Origin of the sequence: Rhodanobacter sp. DHG33 (assembly GCF_014843005.1) — a bacterium.
In the GTDB taxonomy this organism is placed as follows: Bacteria; Pseudomonadota; Gammaproteobacteria; order Xanthomonadales; family Rhodanobacteraceae; genus Rhodanobacter_A.
This window is the reverse complement of sequence record NZ_JACYXM010000003.1, coordinates 165288-182783: the sequence shown is the minus strand read 5'-3', so window position 1 is coordinate 182783 and position 17496 is coordinate 165288. Positions and strand designations below refer to the sequence as shown.

Here is a 17496-nt window from a genome sequence, read left to right as displayed (position 1 = left end):
AAGCCTTGAACCCGCCGCCCGGCGGGTTTTCCTTGTCTGCTGCCGCCATCTTCGGCAACAGCCCTTCCGGCCATCGCTGGCTCGACGTGGCGGCTGTTGCAGGCGATTTTTCCCGGGCGACCCTGGATACTTGCCCACCCATCACCGTTTCAAGGGACACCCCATGACCGCCCGCGCCGCCCTGCAGCAACGTCTGGAACAGGGCATCGCCGCGCTCGGCCTTGTCCTGCCGGCAGAAGCGGTGGAGCGCCTCTTGGACTATCAGGCCCTGCTGGAGCGCTGGAACGCGGCCTACAACCTCACCGCGATCCGCGATCCGGCGGAGATGATCACCCGGCACCTGCTCGACTCGCTGGCGATCCTGCCTTACGTCCAGGGCGAAACGCTGGCCGACCTCGGCACCGGCCCCGGCCTGCCCGGCATCGTGCTGGCCATCGCGGCACCTGGACGGCAGATCCTGCTGGTGGATTCCAACGGCAAGAAGGTGCGCTTCCTGCGTGAGGCGATCCGTGCGCTGAAGCTCGACGGCGTGCGTGCCGTGCAGTCGCGGGTGGAAGAAGTGGAAGGCCGGTTCGACTGCATCACCGCGCGGGCCTTCGCCAGCCTCGCCGACATGCTCGGTTGGGGCGGCCACCTGCTGGCGCCGGACGGCATCTGGCTGGCGATGAAGGGCAAGGCGCCGGACGAGGAATTGCCCGGCGTGCCGCCCGGCTTCGCGGTGCGCGGCATCCACGCGCTCGCCGTGCCGGGATTGGACGCCGAGCGCAGCCTGGTGGTGCTCGGTCGCAGCGCAAGCTGAATCCGGCTGCTAATCTAGGTCCCCTTTCGCGCACACGAAACGACGACATGGCACGCATCATCGCTGTCGCCAACCAGAAGGGCGGCGTCGGCAAGACCACCTCGGCAGTGAACCTCGCGGCAGCGCTGGCCGCGGCGAAGCGCCGCGTGCTGCTCGTCGACCTCGACCCGCAGGGCAACGCCACCACGGCCTCCGGCGTGAATAAGCACGAGGCGCGGCCCAACGGCTGCGCGGTGCTGTTGGAGGAGGCAACAGTGGCCGATGCGGTGGTCGCCACCGACGCCCATTACGACCTGCTGCCCGGCAACGGCGACCTCACCGCCGCCGAGCTGAAGCTGATGGACACGCTGGCGCGCGAGCATCGCCTGAAGGAACAGTTGGCCCCGGTGGCCAGCCGCTACGACACCATCCTGGTCGATTGCCCGCCCACGCTGAACCTGCTCACGCTCAACGCGCTCACCGCGGCGGACGGCGTGCTGATCCCGGTGCAGTGCGAATTCTTTGCGCTGGAAGGCCTTTCCAGCCTGCTGGAAACGGTCAAGGCGGTGCGTCAGCGGCTGAATCCCAAGCTGGAAATCGAAGGCTTGCTGCGCACCATGTACGACGTGCGCAACAACCTCGGCAACGAAGTGTCGGCGCAGCTCACCGCGCACTTCGGCGACAAGGTGCTGCGCTCCATCATCCCGCGCAACATCCGCCTCGCCGAGGCGCCCAGCCACGGCCAGCCGATCCATCTCTACGATCGCAGTTCGCGCGGCGCGATCGCCTATATCGGGTTGGCCGGCGAGATCATCCGCCGCGAACGCGGCCTGCCGCCGGCGCCGGTCGACGCCGGCGAGGCGGTCGAAGCCGACGACATCACCGAGCCGCCCAAGCCGGGCGTGCATGGCATGGCGCTCAAGGCGCCCGCCGCCAACCATCAGGATTGAGCATGGCTGCTGCAAAGAAGCGTGGGCTGGGTCGCGGACTGGACGTGTTGCTGGGTGGCGAAGGCGCCGCCGCGCCGGTGCTGGAGCAGGAGGGCGAGCTGCGCACGCTGCCGATCCAGCAGATCCAGCCCGGCAAGTACCAGCCTCGCCGCCATTGGAACGACGAGGCGCTGGACGAGCTCGCCGCCTCGATCAAGGCGCAGGGCCTGATCCAGCCCGTGGTGGTGCGTGCCATCGGCAAGAACCAGTACGAACTGATCGCCGGCGAGCGCCGTTGGCGCGCCTCGCAGCGCGCCCAGCTCGCCGAGATCCCCGCGCTGGTGAAGGAGGTGCCGGAAGTCGCGGTGCCGGCGATGGCGCTGATCGAGAACATCCAGCGCCAGGACCTCACTCCGCTGGAAGAAGCCGATGCGCTGAAGCGCCTGATCGAGGACTTCGAACTTACCCATCAGCAGGCTGCCGATGCGGTGGGCCGTTCGCGCGCCGCGGTGTCCAACCTGCTGCGTCTCACCGAGATGGCCGAGTCGATCAAGAAGCTGCTCGACGAAGGCAAGCTGGAGATGGGGCATGCGCGCTGCTTGCTCACCCTCGACGAATCCGTCGCCGTGCAGCTCGCCCGCCAGGCGGCGACGCTAGGCTGGTCGGTGCGCGAACTGGAGGACGCCGCCCGCCGCGCCCAGGCCGCCCCCAAGGGCAAGGCCAAGCGTGCCCCTGCGCGCGACCCCAACATCGCCGCGCTGGAACGCGAGCTGGCCGAACGCTTCGCCACCCGCGTCGAACTCGCCGTCGGCAGCGGCGGCCGCGGCAAGCTGGTGATCCACTACCACAGCAACGACGAGCTGGAAGGCATCCTCGGCAAACTGCGCTGAAGCTGCTTCGGCGCGCACCGGGTTAAAATGCGCCCCTGCCGTCGCATCGCGGCATCTGTCTCCGCAAAGGCTCTCCCATGCCCCAGCTCTCCGTCGTCGTCCCCGTGTTCAACGAGCGCGACAACATCCCGCCGCTGCTTGCCGAGATCGCCGCGGCCCTGCGCGGCAAGGTCGACTACGAAGTGGTCTATGTCGACGACGATTCCAGCGACGACAGCCGCGCCGTGCTGAATGCGCAGAAGGCGCAGCATCCCGAACTGCGCGTACTGCACCACGTCACCCGCAGCGGCCAGAGCACGGCGGTGTGGAACGGCGTGCGCGCGGCGCGTGGCACCTGGATCGCCACGCTGGACGGCGACGGCCAGAACGACCCCGCCGACATTCCGAAACTGCTGGCCGCGCGCGATGCCGCTGCGGCGGAAACGAAGCTGTTCGCCGGCTGGCGCACCACGCGGCGCGACAGTTTCAACAAGCGCATCTCCTCGAAGATCGCCAATGCGGTGCGCTCGCGCATGCTCAGGGACGCCACGCCCGATACCGGCTGCGGGCTCAAGCTGTTCGAGCGCGAGGTATTCCTGCGCCTGCCCTATTTCGACCACATGCACCGCTACCTGCCCGCGCTGGTGAAGCGCGCCGGCTTCCAGAGCACCAGCGTGCCGGTGGGCCATCGTCCGCGCACCGCGGGTGTTTCCAAGTACGGCATGCTGGATCGCCTGTGGGTGGGTCTGGCCGACTTGCGCGGCGTGGCGTGGCTGATGCGGCGCGGCAAGGTGACGAAGGTCGAGGAGATCTGAGCCGCATCACGCCCATGTGACCATGGAAGCGTATGCTGGGTGCATCCCTTGCGGGACCTGCGCTCATGAGCATCACCATCAAGCGTGTCTACGAGCCGCCGGCCAGGTCCGACGGCTACCGCGTGCTGGTCGACCGCCTGTGGCCACGCGGCCTGAAGAAGGACGACGTGCCGCTGGATCTATGGGTCAAGGAACTCGCGCCCTCGGCGGAGTTGCGCCAGTGGTTCGGCCACGATCCTGCGCGCTGGGAAGGTTTTCGCCAGCGCTACGCCGGCGAGCTGGACAAGCGTGGCCAGCACTGGCGGCCGCTCGCCGAACGCGCGGCGAAACATCCCGTCACCCTGCTCTACGCGGCCCGCGACGAAGAACACAACAACGCAGTGGTGCTGAAGTCCTACCTGGAAAACTGGCTGCGCACGCACGGGCCGCGCTAGCGCCTTCATCAGCCGCACACCCCGCATGCCGTGGCGGGCCCTGCGGCATACTGCGCGCATGCGCCTGCCTGCCTTCGGCACCACCGACGAACCCAGCCCGTTGCCGGATTTCTGCAGCGTCCCGGTGCTGTTCACCTTGCTGGTGACCGGCGCGCTAGCGGCCACCGTGATGTGGCTGGCCGTGGGCGATCATCGGGATCTTTCCGGCTACAGCGTGGGCATCTTGTTCGTGAGCTGGTTGGTGCTGGCCATCGTCGTGGTGCTGTGCCTGCTGCGGACATCGTTGCAGCGGTTGCCGGGCCACCTGCCCTACCTCGTCGCGTGGCTGCTCATCATGCCGATCGTGGGCATGGCGAGCTGGGTGGCGCACGGGTTGGACGGCGCCCTGCACATGAGTCTGGTGGGCGACGGCATGGCGGTCTTCGTGCGCGACAACGTGTTGATCGCCGCCCTGCTCGGTGCGGCGATCCTGCGCTACTTCTACGTGGCCGCGCAGTGGCGCCTGCGCCTCGCCGCGGTGGCGCGCGCGCAGGTGGAGGCGTTGCAGGCGCGCATCCGTCCGCACTTCCTGTTCAACAGCATGAACACCGTGGCGGCGCTGATCCCGCTCGACCCGGCGGCGGCGGAGCGCACGGTGGAGGACCTCGCGGAACTGTTCCGCGCCGCGCTGGGCCAGCACGAGCAAGGCGACGGCACTTTGGGCGAAGAGCTGACGCTGCTCGACCGCTATCTGGCCATCGAACAGCTGCGCCTTGGCGCGCGCCTGCATGTGCAGCGCGAACTGGAAGGCTTGCCCCAGGAGTTCCCGCTGCCGCGCCTGCTGCTGCAACCGCTGGTGGAGAACGCCGTGCATCACGGCATCCAGCCGCTGCGCGAAGGTGGCGTGGTGAGCCTGCGAGGACTGCGCGAAAGCGACGCCATCGTGATCGAAATCGCCAACCCGCTGCCGTCTGCGCCGACCCGCGGCGGCCACGGCCATGGCCTGGACAGCGTGCGCCGGCGCGTGGCTTTCCGCTACGGTCCGCGCGCCGCGGTGCAGGCCGGGCCGCAAGGCGAGCGCTACGTGGTGAGCCTGCGCCTGCCGCTGCCAGACAAGGGAAAGGACGATGCGCGTACTGATCGTCGATGACGAACCCCTGGCACGCCTTCGCCTGGCCGCGTTGCTGGGCGAGTGCGAAGGTGCCGAGCTCGCCGGCAGCGTGGGCGACGGCGAAGCCGCGTTGGCGGCTCTCGCCGCGCTGAAGCCGGACCTGCTCTTGCTCGACATCAACATGCCAGGGCTGGACGGCATGGCGCTGGCCGAGCGTCTGGCTGGCCACGGCCGCCCTCAGGTGGTGTTCTGCACCGCCTACGAAAACCACGCTCTGCGCGCCTTCGAGCTGGACGCGGTGGACTACGTCCTGAAACCGGTGCGACTGGAACGCCTGCGCGAAGCATTGCAGCGCGCGCGCAAACGGATGGCGGACGCGCCACGCACCGCCACGGCATGGCTGCACGCGCGCGTGCGCGACGAGCAGGTGCGCGTGGCGTTGGACGAAGTCATCTGTCTGCTCGCCGAAGAGAAATACGTGCGTGTGCGCCATGCCGGCGGTGAACTGCTGATCGACGAATCGCTGCGTCAGCTGGAGGATGCCTACCCCGACCAGCTGATCCGCCTGCATCGCAATTGCCTCGTGCCGCCCGCGCGCCTGCTGGGCTTGAAGTCTCTGGCCGACGGCCGCGTACTCGCGCGCCTCGCCGGCACCGACTTCAGCCCCGAAGTGAGCCGCCGCAACCTGCCTGCGCTGCGCAAGCTGCTGCGCATGGGCTGAGTGCCCTGTCTGCGCATCGGTTGCGGCATGGGCGACAATGGCGCACGAATCCTTTCCTGGAGCCCGCATGATCCCCAACACGCTGCGCATTGCCACCCGTCGGAGCCCGCTCGCGCTGTGGCAGGCCGAGCACGTGGCGGCGTTGTTGCGTGCGGCGCATCCGGGACTGGCGGTGACGCTGGTACCGATGACGACGCGCGGCGACGAGATCATCGATCAGCCACTGGCGACGATAGGTGGCAAAGGTCTGTTCCTGAAAGAACTGGAAGTGGCGATGCTGGAGGGCCGCGCCGATCTGGCCGTGCATTCGCTGAAGGACGTGCCGGCGGAGCTGGAGCCGGGCTTCGTGCTGCCGGCGATCCTTCCGCGTGCTGATGCGGCAGATGCCTTCGTCAGCAACCGCTATGTCGGTCTCGCCGATTTGCCGTATGGCGCGAAGGTGGGTACGTCCTCCCTGCGCCGGCAAGCGCAGTTGCGCGCGCTGCGGCCGGACCTGGAGCTGCTGGATCTGCGCGGCAACGTAGGCACGCGTCTGGCCAAGCTGGACGCCGGTCATTACGACGCGATCGTGCTGGCCTGCGCAGGACTCGAACGGCTGGATCTCGCTGCGCGCATCCGCAGCCGCCTCGCCGCGCCGGGCTGGCTGCCGGCGCCGGGTCAGGCAGCCATCGCCATTGAGGCGCGTGCCGACCAGTTGCATGTGCTGACTCTGCTTTCAGCGCTGGACGATGCCGACACCCGGTTGGAGGTAAGCGCGGAGCGTGCGATGAACCAGGCGCTCGGCGGCAGCTGCACGGTGCCGGTGGGTGCATGGTGCACGGTTACCGAGCACGGCCTGCATCTGTGCGGCCTCGTAGGCGATGCATCGAGCGGCCACCTGCTGCGCGCGCAGGCGGAAGGCACAGATGCCGAGGCACTGGGTCGAGCTGTAGCCGATGAGCTGTTCGCACAAGGGGCGGCCAAATTTCTTGGTGCAAACGTTTAGACGCCCAAATGATGTTGCGCAAAGAAAACGGCCCCTGTGTGCAGGGGCCGTTTCGCATGCGCGGGGCGACTCATCGCCACCGAAGAGGCTTCAGAAGTTGTAGACCAGGTTTGTGGTGGTCAGCGTGTCGGTCTTCTTGATGCCCGGCAGCACGGTGCTGTTGTGGCGCACCTGGAAGCCCACCTTCAGCGCCAGCTTCTTGGTCATGCTGACGGCCAGGCCGGCATCGTTCTGGATGTAGGTGTCCTTGGAGCCCGCTTCCGTGAGGAACGTGTCCTCGAACGAGGTGTTGTCGGTGATGCGCAGCTTGTAGTTGACCAGGCCACGGGCGATTGCTTCGTGTTCCACCGGCTGCGTCTGGTTGACGGTGACGCCATTGACGAGGATGGGGAGTTCCGCTGGGCGGTATTCCTTGTAACCAGGGCCGATTTCGAACGACAGCTCGTTGCGCGCGTCCTTCACCGCGATGTAGCCGTAGCCCAGCGAAACCACGCCCTGCCACAGGTTGGCGCCGAAGTCGTCGTGGTCATAGCGCGCCGCACCCACGATGTAGCTGCGCGGGTCGAGCTTGTAGCCCACCGAGGCACCGCCGTCGTAGCGGTTGGCGGTGGTATCGAACTGGTCGATGGTGTTGCCGGCCGGAGTGACCACTTTCTCCTGCACCTTGGTGCGCAGCACGTCGAGGAAGAAATTGTTCTTCCACTGCTCGTTTTCCTGGTTCAGGCCCAGCTTGGCGTTGACGTTCTGCGAGCGGGTGTTGCCGGTGGCCGAGGCGTAGCCGAACTCGCCCGAGCCGGTCCAGCCACCGTTGTTGGAGTTGGAGCTGGAGCTGGAATCGGAGCTGCTGCTGCCATTGCCTGCATCCTGGGCATGTGCGGCAAAGCTGGCGCAGGCCAGCACCAGGAGGGAGACCATCAGAGTCTTCTTCATCGGTAGGGCTTCCATTTGTTAAGCAGATGTAAGTCGTGACCTTAAAACGGAACCGTTTGAATTTGCAAATGAATCCGGGGAATCTGTTCACCGGGCAGACATTTTTCAGGCACGTTGCGGGCTGATCGTGGTCGCCAATGTGAACTGATACAGGTGGCGCTCCAGCGCCAGACCCAGGGCACAGCCCGGTGCGGCGATCGCGGCGACCGGCAGGTTGCCCGTCATGCCGCCCAGCAGCAATGCCGTGCAAGGCAGTGCGTAGGTCAGCAGCGCCGCCACGAGTCGTGTCGGGAGCCAACCGCGGTCGGGTGTCGTCTCGCCGGCGAATGCCTCGGGTTCGCGCAGCGATTGCCATAGCGCGCTTTCGAGCAGCCCCAGTCCGAGCGCCAACGCCAACAGCAGCAGGATCCACAGGTAAGTGCCGTGGTCGCTGACGAACTTGCCCTGCGCCAGCACGCTCAGCCACAGCCAGAGGCCACCGGCATAAGCCGCCGTGGTGATACGGCAGGCCGGCAACAGCGCGGTGGCGCGTTGCAGCAGGGTAGGCAGGCGGGTGCGATCGTCATGAGTAGCCTGCAGCAGGCTGACGAGGCTGCACAGCATCAGCAATGCGCCGGCAAGCCGGGTGATCCAGAAACTGTTGCTGCTTTGTGCCAGCGCGGCCGCCGCCAGCATCAGCAGCCATGTCGCCAGCGCCATCGGCATGGAGCGCGGTGGGCGATGGTCCGAAGCTGTGTTCTGGCCATGCCGGGTCGTCGACTCGGATAGGCGTGGACGGGCCAGCAGCAGGCCGATGCCCACCAGCGCCGCGCTCAGCGCCAGCGGTATCAGGGTTCCACGGCGCCCCAACGGACTCAAGCCCAGCAGCAGGGACAGGCCCAGCCACAACCACATGCCATAGCCACCGATCGCGAGCACCTGCAGCAGTACGGTGCCCCGCGAAGGATGATCCATCGCTGGTGCCGCCCTTATCGATTCGGCGTCGACCGCGGCGGGCTGCAGGCGGGTAGGCTGCATGGACGGATCCGTTCGAGAGGATGGGGGTTTCAAGAGTAAGCCATGCGAACGTTCGGCAGGCTTGCGGGTACGACCTGGCGTACCCATAGTTCCTATCTGCCCGCCGTGACTGCCGAGCCCCCATGGATCGCTACGAACGCACCCTCACCCTGCATCGTCTGCTGAAGTCGGCGCATTACCCCGTGTCGCTGGACAGGCTCAAGGAGGAACTTGGGTGCTCGCGTGCCACGGTGTATCGCGACATTGGTTTCCTGCGCGATGCGCTGGGCGCCCCTATCGAGAGCGTCGGCAGCGAGCAGAATGCCGCCTGGCGCTACGAGCAGGTCGAAGGCGAGCGCTTCGAATTGCCGGGCCTGTGGCTCACTTCCGACGAGCTGGCTGCACTGCTCGCGCTCAATGAATTGATCGGCCGCAGCGGCCCCGGCGTGCTGGCCGGGGCGCTGGCTCCGTTCAAGTCGCGCATCGAGCACCTACTGTCGGATCGCGGCAGCGGCAAGGCGCTGCCCATCGAACGCATCCGCGTGATTCCGTGGGGTGCGCGCAAACTCGACCAGCAAGCATTCCGTATCGTGGCCGGCGCGGTGCTGGAGCGGAAACAACTTCGCTTCCGTTATCGCGCGCGCACCACCGGTTCCGACAGCCGCCGTACCGTGTCGCCGCAGCGGCTCACGCATTACCGCGACAACTGGTACCTTGACGTGTGGGACCACGACCGCGAAGCGCTGCGCAGCTTCGCGGTGGATCGCATCGCGGAGGCTCAGGCGTTGGACGCGTCTGCGCGCGACGTGCCAGAGGCGGAACTCGATCAGGCACTGGCCTCCAGCTACGGCATATTCGCCGGCCAGCCCAAGGCCTGGGCCACCATCCGCTTCTCCTCGCATGCCGCGCGCTGGGTGGCCGACGAACACTGGCATTCGCAGCAGAAGGGCGCGTGGCTGCCGGACGGCCGCTACGAATTGCAGCTGCCTTATTCCAACTCGAAAGAGCTGCTGATGGACGTGCTCAAGTACGGTCCGGATGCCGAGGTGATCGCGCCGCTGCCGCTGCGCGAAGAGATGAAGATCCTGCTGCAGCTGGCCCAGGGCGCATACCAGGGACCACCGCGCTGAAGCGCTACAGCAGCGTCGCTTGCGGCGCCGCGTAGCTCAGCTCGCCGTTCTCGACATGCGCGGCCGATGTCCACGGATGCAACGTGCTGTGGCGCAGATCGAGGATATGGATCACCTCAATGCCGCGTTGCTTCAGCACGTCGGCGATGATCGAACGGTGGCAGCGCCACCACACCGCTTCGGCGCACATCACGGCGGTACGTTGCTTTGCCGCGAATGCCAGCAGCTCGGCCAGCCCTTGGGCGAATTCGGTGCTGGCGAGATGATCGGCGTAGCCGCGGAACGCGGCATTGCGCCAGGCGGTGTTCGGCGAATCCGGTTGCACCGAGCGGCGTCCTCCGAGCTGGGGAAACCATTGGTATCCGATGCCGTGCGAGGGCAGGCTGGCGGCCAGCGCGTCGCGCGCGAACTGCGGCCAGCGACGCGAGCCGGGAAAGCGGCGTACGTCGGCGACTGCCTCGATGGAGTACGCCACGAGCAGGGCGAGGAATTCCTCTAGCGTGCGGGTGGAGTGGCCAATCGTCCAGATCGTGGCGGGAGAGGGGGTATTCACGTGATTTTCTGGAGCGCAGCGCCTTTGTGCATGGCGATGTGATCGGTCCGGTCGCTGTTGATCTCGTACTGCGGGTCGTCCGGGCTGCAATGGCGCGGGTAGCCCTTGTACAGTGTGTCGGCCGTGTGCACCTTCACGATGCGGCCGGTGACGTAGCCGGCCTCGGAATTCCAGCGCACGTGGTCGCCGACGTGGAACTGCGAGCTCATGGTGGCGATCTCAGTCAGTTGATGATGTCCCTCATCTTCGCACCCGCAGCGTGCAGGCGAAGTAGCCGCCTGCAAGAGTCTGGCAGCCGGCCAGGATGACGAAAGCCCAATAGAAGCACGACTGCAAAGCGGAAATCCCGCACTCAACAAGAACATCTTCCTCGACGCGGCCAGCGGCGCGGTGTTCAGTCGCGACGGCAACGCGATGACCTTGAACGGCACGGTCAACAAGACCGGCTTGCTGCTGGCGCTCGTGGTGATCGGCGCGATGTTCAGCTGGAGCCGTTTCGCCGGCCCGGCCAGCCTGCCCGCACTGGGGCCGCTGGTGCTCGCCGGTGCGCTGGTGGGTTTCGTGCTGGCCATGGTCACCACGTTCAAGAAAACCTGGGCGCCGGTTACCGCACCGCTCTACGCGCTGGCCGAGGGCGTGTTCGTGGGTGCGCTGTCGGCGGTCTTCGAGATGCGCTACCCGGGCATCGTGATGCAGGCGGTGGCGCTGACCTTCGGCACCATGGCGGTGCTGCTGCTGGGTTATCGCAGCGGGCTGATCCGCGTCACCGACAAGTTCCGCGCAGGCGTGGTCGCCGCCACCGGTGGGGTGCTGCTGGTGTACCTGGCCAGCTTCGTGATGGGCTTCTTCGGCCATTCCTTCGGCTTCATAGGCGCCAGCAGCGGCGTCGGCATCCTGTTCAGCCTGGTCGTGGTGGCGATCGCGGCGCTGAACCTGGTGCTGGACTTCGACATGATCGAGCAAGGTGTCGGCGCGGGCGCACCGAAGTACATGGAGTGGTACGGTGCCTTCGCGCTGGTGGTCACCCTGGTGTGGCTGTATCTGGAAATGTTGCGCCTGCTGTCGAAGCTGCAGTCGCGCAACTGAGTTCGCGGGTGGACGCCCCCCCTTGCGGGCGGGGGGTCGCTGTGGGACTCGGCGCATCGGCTAAGCTGATCGCCGACTCCGCCGCCATGGATCTGCATGAGCCAGTTCGCCCTGTTCGGCCAGCGCCGATTCGCGCCGTTCTTCTGGACGCAGGCGCTGGCGGCGTTCAACGACAATGCGTTTCGCAATGCGTTGCTGATGCTGGTGGGATTCCAGCTCGGATCGAACGATCGCGTTGCGGGCCTGTACGCCAATTTCGCCCCGGCGCTGTTCATCCTGCCGTTCTTCCTGTTTTCGGCCAGCGCGGGGCAACTGGCGGAGAAGTTCGAGAAGACGCGCATCATTCGCTGGGTGAAGCTGTTCGAGATTGCCGCAATGACGATCGCGGCGGTCGGCTTCATCACCCATCACATCACGTTGTTGCTGGTGGTGCTGTTCATGATGGGCCTGCACTCCACTGTGTTCGGGCCGATCAAGTACGCGATCCTGCCGCAGGCGCTGAAGCCGGCCGAGCTGGTGGGCGGCAACGGCCTGGTGGAGATGGGCACGCAGCTGGCGATGTTGCTTGGCATGATCGCTGGCAACGTGCTGATGAGTGCGGCGCATGTGGGGCCGTGGCTGTCGGCCACCGCGACCATCGCGGTTGCGGTGGTGGGCTATCTTGCCAGCCGCGCGATTCCGCCGGCGCCAGCGACCGCGCCGGAACTCAAGATCAACTGGAATCCCTTCGGCGAGACGGCGCGCGTCATCGATATCACGCGTGCCGATCGCACCGTATGGAATGCGGTGCTGGGCATCTCCTGGTTCTGGTTCTTTGGAACCGTGCTGATCGCGCAGCTGCTGAATTACACGCGGCAGACGCTGGGAGGCGATGGCTCGGTCTACACCCTGGTGCTCACGCTGTTTTCCGTGGGCAGCGGCATCGGCGCGCTGTTGTGCGAGAAACTGTCGAGCCGCCGCGTGGAGATCGGCCTGGTGCCGCTGGGCGCGTTCGGGCTCACCGCGTTCGGCGTGGACCTGTATTTCGCGCGGCACGGCTTCGCATCCGTACGTGGACTGAACTGGCTCGGCTTTCTGCATACGGCAGGCAGCTGGCGCGTGGTGCTCGACCTCACCCTGATCGGCGCCTTCGCCGGACTGTACGTGGTGCCGCTGTTCGCCTTCGTGCAGGCGCGTGCGCCACGCGAGAAGCTCTCGCGCATCATCGCCGGCAACAACATCATGAACGCGGTGCTGATCGTGGCCGCGGCGCTCTTCGGCATGGGTCTCGGTGCGCTCGGACTGCATGCCGTGCAGATCTTTCTCGTCGCGGCGCTGCTCAATGTGCTGGTGGCAGCCTACATCTTCACCCTGGTGCCCGAGTTCATCCTGCGCTTCGTCACCTGGCTGCTCACCAGCACGCTGTATCGCGTGCGTGCGGACGGGCTTCGGCACATTCCGGAGGAAGGCCCGGCGCTGCTGGTGTGCAACCACGTCAGCTACGTGGATCCCTTGCTGCTGATGGCTAACCTGCGCCGTCCTGCGCGCTTCGTGATGTATTACAGGATCTTCAACATCCCGCTGCTGAAGTTCCTGTTCAAGACGGCCAAGGCCATTCCCATCGCGGGGCAGAAGGAAGACCCGGCGGTGCTGCAGCAGGCTTACGACGCAGTGGACGCGGCGCTCGCCGACGGGGAACTGGTGTGTATCTTCCCCGAAGGCGCGCTTACTCAGGATGGCGAGATCGCATCGTTCCGATCCGGCGTGGAAAGGATCCTTGCGCGTCGTCCGGTGCCGGTGGTGCCGATGGCGCTGCGGGGACTCTGGGGCAGCATGTGGAGCCGGCGCGACTCCGCCTTGCATCGCGCCCGCCTGCCGCGGCGCTTCCGCGCCCGCGTGGAACTGGTGGTGGACGCGCCCCTGCCGCCGGAATGCGCCAGTGCGGCGGCATTGGAGGCGCGAGTACGTGTGTTGCGCGGCGAGATGGCCTGACGTGCCGCGGTAGGAGCGTTCCTGCGTATTGCCTAGTGCAGCCAGCCACCGATCACGATCAGTGCCACCACGCTCAGCCACGCCAACAGTGCGCGCAGCAGAGTGCCGCGAAGGCGGCGCAATTCCAGCAGGGCGTCGCTGCGTTCTTCCGCATAGCCTTCGCCGCCTTCGATGTCGACCTGGATGTCCGCGCGCGCCGCGGCGCCGAGGAAGCCCGGACCCTCGTTGAGCCAGCTGTTCGGCAGGGCCTGCTGCTGCCAGCGGCGCCACGCGCCGATCACCGCATCCCAATGGCCCACGAGGGCCAACGTGAACACCATCAGTTGCGCAGGGATCCAGTCCAGTGCGTTGGCGAACTGGCGGGCGATGCCTCGCGCTTCGGTGTCCAGCCGCAACGCGTCGTCGTGGGCCAGAGCGCGCGTCAGCCGATATAGCAATGCGCCCAGCGGTCCGAGCAGGAAGAACCAGAACAGCACGCCGAAGCGCCGGCGCAACGCGGCGTAGACCGTGGCCTCGCCCAGCTCGATCGCGCGCCACGGCACGTGCTCGCCGTCCTCGGACAGCGCCTGCGCGGCGGTTTCGCGGGTGGCGCCGTCCGGGGCATGGAGGATCGCTTCAAGATCGGCCTCGAATGCGTGCGGACCGAAGCAGAACAGCAGCACCGCCAGCACGAACAGCAGTTCCAGCAGGTCGGACAGCGGCGAGTGCCGCAGCAGCCACATCACCAGCGCGCACAGCAGCAAAGGCAGCAGCAGCGCCAGCGTCACGCGGCCGGCTCCGGCGGTATCGCTCAACTGCGCGACCCAGCGACGGAAGCCGCCATCGTTGCGCCAATGCGCGAGGCGCGGCTGCCAGTGCAGCAGTCCAAGGGCGATCAGGGCGGCGAGCAGACGAAGGGCCATGCGCGGGGACTCCGTGAAATCGCCTCGCATTGTATGCGAGGCGTCTTGCCGTCACATGGCTGCGCGCGCAGCGGCCAGCGCGTCCAGTTCCATGCCGGCACGTTCGCGCAGCCAGTGCTGCAGCAGTCGGTAGGACACCGACAAAGGGGGGGAAGGTATGAAGCTGCCATCAGCGATGCCGTCGGCGATCTGCTGCGGCGTGAACCAGCGGGCCTCTTCCAGTTCGCCGTCGCGCAGGCGGATCGTGGGGTCGAGCGCCACGGCGGTGAAGCCCACCATCAGCGAAGCCGGCATCGGCCAGGGTTGCGAGGAGTGGTAGTGCACCGCGCCCACGCGCACGCCGGACTCCTCCAGCACCTCGCGGCGCACGGCATCTTCCAGGGCTTCGCCCGGCTCGATGAAGCCCGCCAATGTGGAGTAGCGCCCTGGCGGCCAGCCGCTCTGGCGACCTAGCAGGCAGGCGCCTTCGTGCTCCACGATCACGATGATCGCCGCGTCGGTGCGCGGAAAATGCATGCGGCCGCAGGCGGCGTTCGTGCAATGCAGGCGGTGGCCGGCGGAAACGACGAGGAGCGGCGAACCGCAGTACGCGCAATGCCGTGTCTCGCGATGCCAATGGGCCAGGCCCTTGGCGTAGGCGAACAGGGCCGCCTCGTCGGCGGCCAGCAGCAGGCCGGTCTCGCGCAGGCCGGCGCGGCGTGCGTGCAGTTCGGTGGCCAGCGCGTCGGCGTGAATGTCGTTTTCCAGCGTCAGCAGGAAATACGGGCGGTCACCGGCGATGCCGAGCAGGTAGGGCGTCACGTCGGCGCACAGGCGCTGGTGTTCCGCGGCATCCAGCCAGCGCAAGGCATCGCGGTCGGCATGCAGGAAGGCGCGACTCGTGGCATCGAGCAGCAGGTAGCGGGCTGTCGGAGCTTCGGCCTGCGCCGCCAGCCATGCCGCGTCGTCGCGGCGTTCGGCCATGCGGTCGAGGATCAGGCTGAGTCCGGCGAAGATATTGGGCGGCGTCGCCGACATGGGTATGCGGCGCTCAGGTCGAGAACGAGGAGCCGCAGCCGCACGTGGTCTTCGCGTTCGGGTTGCGTATCACGAACTGCGAGCCATTGAGGCTTTCGCTGTAATCGATCTCGGCGCCGGTGAGATACTGCAGCGACAACGGGTCGCACAGCAGGGTCACGCCCTCGCGCTCCAGCGCGAAATCGTCCTCGGCCTGGGCCTCGTCGAAGGTGAAGCCGTATTGGAAGCCCGAGCAGCCGCCGCCGGAAATGTACACGCGCAGCTTCAGACCGGGATTGCCTTCCTCCGCGATAAGCTCGTGCACCTTGCGCGCGGCCGCCTCGGTGAACACCAGCGGTGCGCCGCTGCTGCGGTAATCGGGGACGGTGGGGAACGGAACGACGGTATCCATGGCACTCACATGGGGATGCTGGCGGGCGGTACAAGGATACTTCGCCCGCCTTGCGATGGCATGAACTCTCGCCCGGGTCAGCTCTGCATCTTGCTCTGCAGGTAGCGCTCCGTGCCGATGTCCTTGATCAGGCTCTGCTGGGTTTCCAGCCAGTCGATGTGCTCTTCCTCGTCGTGCAGGATGCCCTTGAACAGGTCGCGGCTGATGTAGTCCGCGATGCCTTCGCTGTATGCGATCGCTTCGCGCAGGTCCTTGGAGGCCACCAGCTCCAGGTCGAGGTCGCCCTGGATGCATTCCGGCACGTTCTCGCCGATGCGCAACTTGCCGAGATGCTGCAGGTTGGGCAGCCCTTCGAGGAACAGGATGCGCTCGATCAGGCGATCGGCATGCCTCATTTCCTCGATGGATTCCTTGTACTCGTGCTCGGCCAGCTCACCGTAGCCCCAGTTCTTGAACATGCGGGAATGCAGGTAGTACTGGTTGATCGCGGTCAGCTCGTTGTAGAGCACCTTGTTGAGGAATTCGATGACCTTGGCGTCGCCTTTCATGGCCGTCTCCGTGTGCAGGGGAAGGAGCGACTATACGAAGTTCACCGGGGCTGCGGCGGAACGCTAATGGCAATGGTTCGCGCGCACGAACGGCGCTGCAGAGGTCAGGCGACCGCGACGAAGGCGGGCAGGGCGGTTTGCTCTAGCGCCTGCGAAAGGCAGGCGCGGGCCTCGGACTCGCAGCAACCGCAGCAATCCGAGCAACCGGTGCGCGCCTGCAGTTCGCCGAACGAGCGCACGCCGTCCGCGACTTCGCGGCGGATGTCGTGATCGGTAACGGCGTTGCACAGGCAGATGTACATGCCGCGCATAAGAACGCAAATGCGAATGATTGTCAACTGTACGGAGGGCGCCGATTCCGCGCCGTTCAGGCAACCCGCCAGCCGTGGTCCGCTTCGCCGGGCGCCTCGTCGCCGGCCTCGCGCGGCGGCGCGTTGCCCAGTTCGACCTGGCACAGGCCTTCCACCAGCGGCGCGAAATGGCGCAGGGCGCGCTCGTACACCTGCCGCTTGAAGTTCACCACGTGGGCGGCCGGGTACCAGAAGTCCACCCAGCGCCAGATGTCGAATTCCGGCTTTTCGCTCGCATCCAGGCGCAGCGTATCTTCGGCGCCGACCAGCTTGAGCAGGAACCACACCTGTTTCTGGCCGATGCAGGTGGGGCGCTGGTGCTGGCGCACGTAGCGCTGCGGCAGCTTGTAGCGCAGCCAGCCGCGGGTGGCTGCCAGCACCTCGACGTGCTCGGGGGCCAGCCCGGTTTCCTCTTCCAGCTCGCGGTACATGGCTTCCAGCGGCGTTTCGTCGCTGCGCATGCCGCCTTGCGGGAACTGCCAGCCGTCGCGGTTGATGCGGCGCGCCCAGAACAGGCGGCCGTCTGCATTCAGCAGCACGATGCCCACATTCGGACGGTAGCCATCGACGTCGATCATCTCGTCAATCCTGTGGCCAAGCCGCGCAACGGCGGCAGCCGGTGCGTGCGAGGCGATGGACCGATTCAACCACGCAGGCCGGACCGCGGCAAGCCGGACGGCTTGAACATGGGCGTGCGCGCCATTAAACTGCCGCGCCCCGCCTCCGGCATCGTTGCGATCCGGCACGGCGACCGCCCCATGGCTATGTAGCTCAGCCGGTTAGAGCACAGCACTCATAATGCTGGGGTCGGTGGTTCGAGTCCACCCATAGCCACCATGCAATTCCGGAAAAGCCCATGCAGCGCATGGGCTTTTTTGTTGCCCGCAGCAGAAACGGGCTCAGCCGCACTCCATTCATTTGCAGTTGACATCGGCGCTGACAGGCTTGACGGCTACGGTGACGCTGGCACAACTTCACGTATCCCGCGAAGATTCCATCGA

The 17496-nt window shown here is 66.6% G+C and carries 21 protein-coding genes and 1 tRNA gene; 12 read left to right on the top strand and 10 right to left on the bottom strand.

Going from position 1 to position 17496, the window contains the following annotated elements; genetic code table 11:
- Positions 1-163: 163 nt before the first annotated feature.
- The 8 genes from rsmG (at position 164) to hemC (ending at position 6621) form a co-directional block, all read left to right on the top strand.
- Positions 164-799, top strand: coding sequence for a 16S rRNA (guanine(527)-N(7))-methyltransferase RsmG (gene rsmG, locus IHE46_RS07075; protein ID WP_192163931.1), 636 nt, complete (start codon positions 164-166; stop codon positions 797-799).
- Positions 800-846: 47 nt separating this feature from the next.
- The gene (locus IHE46_RS07070; RefSeq protein WP_192163930.1) at positions 847-1728 is read left to right on the top strand and encodes a ParA family protein; all 882 of its coding nucleotides are present in this window, start codon (positions 847-849) and stop codon (positions 1726-1728) included.
- A 2-nt stretch (positions 1729-1730) separates the two neighbouring features.
- Positions 1731-2597: a ParB/RepB/Spo0J family partition protein gene (locus IHE46_RS07065; protein WP_192163929.1), complete on the top strand. Its 867-nt coding sequence runs from the start codon at positions 1731-1733 to the stop codon at positions 2595-2597.
- Between the two features lie 77 nt (positions 2598-2674).
- Positions 2675-3391 carry a glycosyltransferase gene (locus IHE46_RS07060; protein WP_192163928.1) on the top strand — a complete coding sequence of 239 codons (717 nt, stop codon included), beginning with the start codon at positions 2675-2677 and terminating at the stop codon, positions 3389-3391.
- Positions 3392-3456: 65 nt separating this feature from the next.
- Complete coding sequence (locus IHE46_RS07055; protein WP_192163927.1) at positions 3457-3825, top strand: DUF488 domain-containing protein; 369 nt, start codon at positions 3457-3459, stop codon at positions 3823-3825.
- Between the two features lie 58 nt (positions 3826-3883).
- Complete coding sequence (locus IHE46_RS07050; protein ID WP_192163926.1) at positions 3884-4954, top strand: histidine kinase; 1071 nt, start codon at positions 3884-3886, stop codon at positions 4952-4954.
- Positions 4932-5636 carry a LytTR family DNA-binding domain-containing protein gene (locus IHE46_RS07045; RefSeq protein ID WP_192163925.1) on the top strand — a complete coding sequence of 235 codons (705 nt, stop codon included), beginning with the start codon at positions 4932-4934 and terminating at the stop codon, positions 5634-5636. Before IHE46_RS07050 ends, IHE46_RS07045 begins: the two co-directional genes overlap by 23 nt.
- 67 nt (positions 5637-5703) lie before the next feature.
- Positions 5704-6621 (top strand): hydroxymethylbilane synthase, encoded by a 918-nt coding sequence (gene hemC, locus IHE46_RS07040; protein WP_192163924.1) that lies wholly within the window; start codon positions 5704-5706, stop codon positions 6619-6621.
- A gap of 90 nt (positions 6622-6711) precedes the next feature.
- On the opposite strand, the gene IHE46_RS07035 is transcribed toward hemC, so the two are convergent.
- Both IHE46_RS07035 and IHE46_RS07030 read right to left on the bottom strand, forming a co-directional pair.
- The gene (locus IHE46_RS07035) at positions 6712-7551 is read right to left on the bottom strand and encodes a DUF481 domain-containing protein (RefSeq protein WP_192163923.1); all 840 of its coding nucleotides are present in this window, start codon (positions 7549-7551) and stop codon (positions 6712-6714) included.
- A 105-nt stretch (positions 7552-7656) separates the two neighbouring features.
- Positions 7657-8568, bottom strand: coding sequence for a hypothetical protein (locus IHE46_RS07030; protein WP_192163922.1), 912 nt, complete (start codon positions 8566-8568; stop codon positions 7657-7659).
- A gap of 122 nt (positions 8569-8690) precedes the next feature.
- Between IHE46_RS07030 and IHE46_RS07025 the strand changes: the two genes are divergently transcribed.
- Entirely contained in the window at positions 8691-9677 is a 987-nt protein-coding gene (locus IHE46_RS07025) for a YafY family protein (RefSeq protein ID WP_192163921.1), read from the top strand.
- 4 nt (positions 9678-9681) lie between these two features.
- Here the strand turns inward: IHE46_RS07025 and IHE46_RS07020 are convergent, their stop codons facing one another.
- Complete coding sequence (locus IHE46_RS07020) at positions 9682-10230, bottom strand: DUF488 domain-containing protein (RefSeq protein ID WP_192163920.1); 549 nt, start codon at positions 10228-10230, stop codon at positions 9682-9684.
- Entirely contained in the window at positions 10227-10439 is a 213-nt protein-coding gene (locus IHE46_RS07015) for a DUF2945 domain-containing protein (protein ID WP_192163919.1), read from the bottom strand. The genes IHE46_RS07020 and IHE46_RS07015 overlap by 4 nt, the downstream gene beginning before the upstream one ends.
- Positions 10440-10560: 121 nt before the next feature.
- Here IHE46_RS07015 and IHE46_RS07010 point away from each other — a divergent pair, with 121 nt between their 5' ends.
- Positions 10561-11316 (top strand): Bax inhibitor-1/YccA family protein, encoded by a 756-nt coding sequence (locus tag IHE46_RS07010; RefSeq protein ID WP_192164090.1) that lies wholly within the window; start codon positions 10561-10563, stop codon positions 11314-11316.
- A gap of 96 nt (positions 11317-11412) precedes the next feature.
- Positions 11413-13287 carry an MFS transporter gene (locus IHE46_RS07005; RefSeq protein ID WP_192163918.1) on the top strand — a complete coding sequence of 625 codons (1875 nt, stop codon included), beginning with the start codon at positions 11413-11415 and terminating at the stop codon, positions 13285-13287.
- Between the two features lie 32 nt (positions 13288-13319).
- Here the strand turns inward: IHE46_RS07005 and ampE are convergent, their stop codons facing one another.
- The 6 genes from ampE to IHE46_RS06975 form a co-directional block, all read right to left on the bottom strand.
- A complete protein-coding gene (gene ampE / locus IHE46_RS07000) occupies positions 13320-14189 on the bottom strand; it encodes a regulatory signaling modulator protein AmpE (protein WP_192163917.1) in 870 nt (289 codons plus the stop codon).
- Positions 14190-14240: 51 nt separating this feature from the next.
- Entirely contained in the window at positions 14241-15206 is a 966-nt protein-coding gene (nudC, locus tag IHE46_RS06995; protein WP_192163916.1) for an NAD(+) diphosphatase, read from the bottom strand.
- A gap of 13 nt (positions 15207-15219) precedes the next feature.
- On the bottom strand, positions 15220-15597 hold the full coding sequence (gene erpA / locus IHE46_RS06990; RefSeq protein ID WP_192163915.1) for an iron-sulfur cluster insertion protein ErpA: 378 nt from the start codon (positions 15595-15597) through the stop codon (positions 15220-15222).
- Between the two features lie 77 nt (positions 15598-15674).
- The gene (gene bfr / locus IHE46_RS06985) at positions 15675-16145 is read right to left on the bottom strand and encodes a bacterioferritin (protein ID WP_192163914.1); all 471 of its coding nucleotides are present in this window, start codon (positions 16143-16145) and stop codon (positions 15675-15677) included.
- Positions 16146-16249: 104 nt separating this feature from the next.
- Positions 16250-16456, bottom strand: coding sequence for a (2Fe-2S)-binding protein (locus tag IHE46_RS06980; protein WP_192163913.1), 207 nt, complete (start codon positions 16454-16456; stop codon positions 16250-16252).
- 56 nt (positions 16457-16512) lie between these two features.
- The gene (locus IHE46_RS06975; RefSeq protein WP_192163912.1) at positions 16513-17073 is read right to left on the bottom strand and encodes an RNA pyrophosphohydrolase; all 561 of its coding nucleotides are present in this window, start codon (positions 17071-17073) and stop codon (positions 16513-16515) included.
- A gap of 182 nt (positions 17074-17255) precedes the next feature.
- On the opposite strand from IHE46_RS06975, the gene IHE46_RS06970 reads away from it, so the two are divergent.
- Positions 17256-17332, top strand: a tRNA-Met gene (locus IHE46_RS06970).
- Positions 17333-17496: the final 164 nt, after the last annotated feature.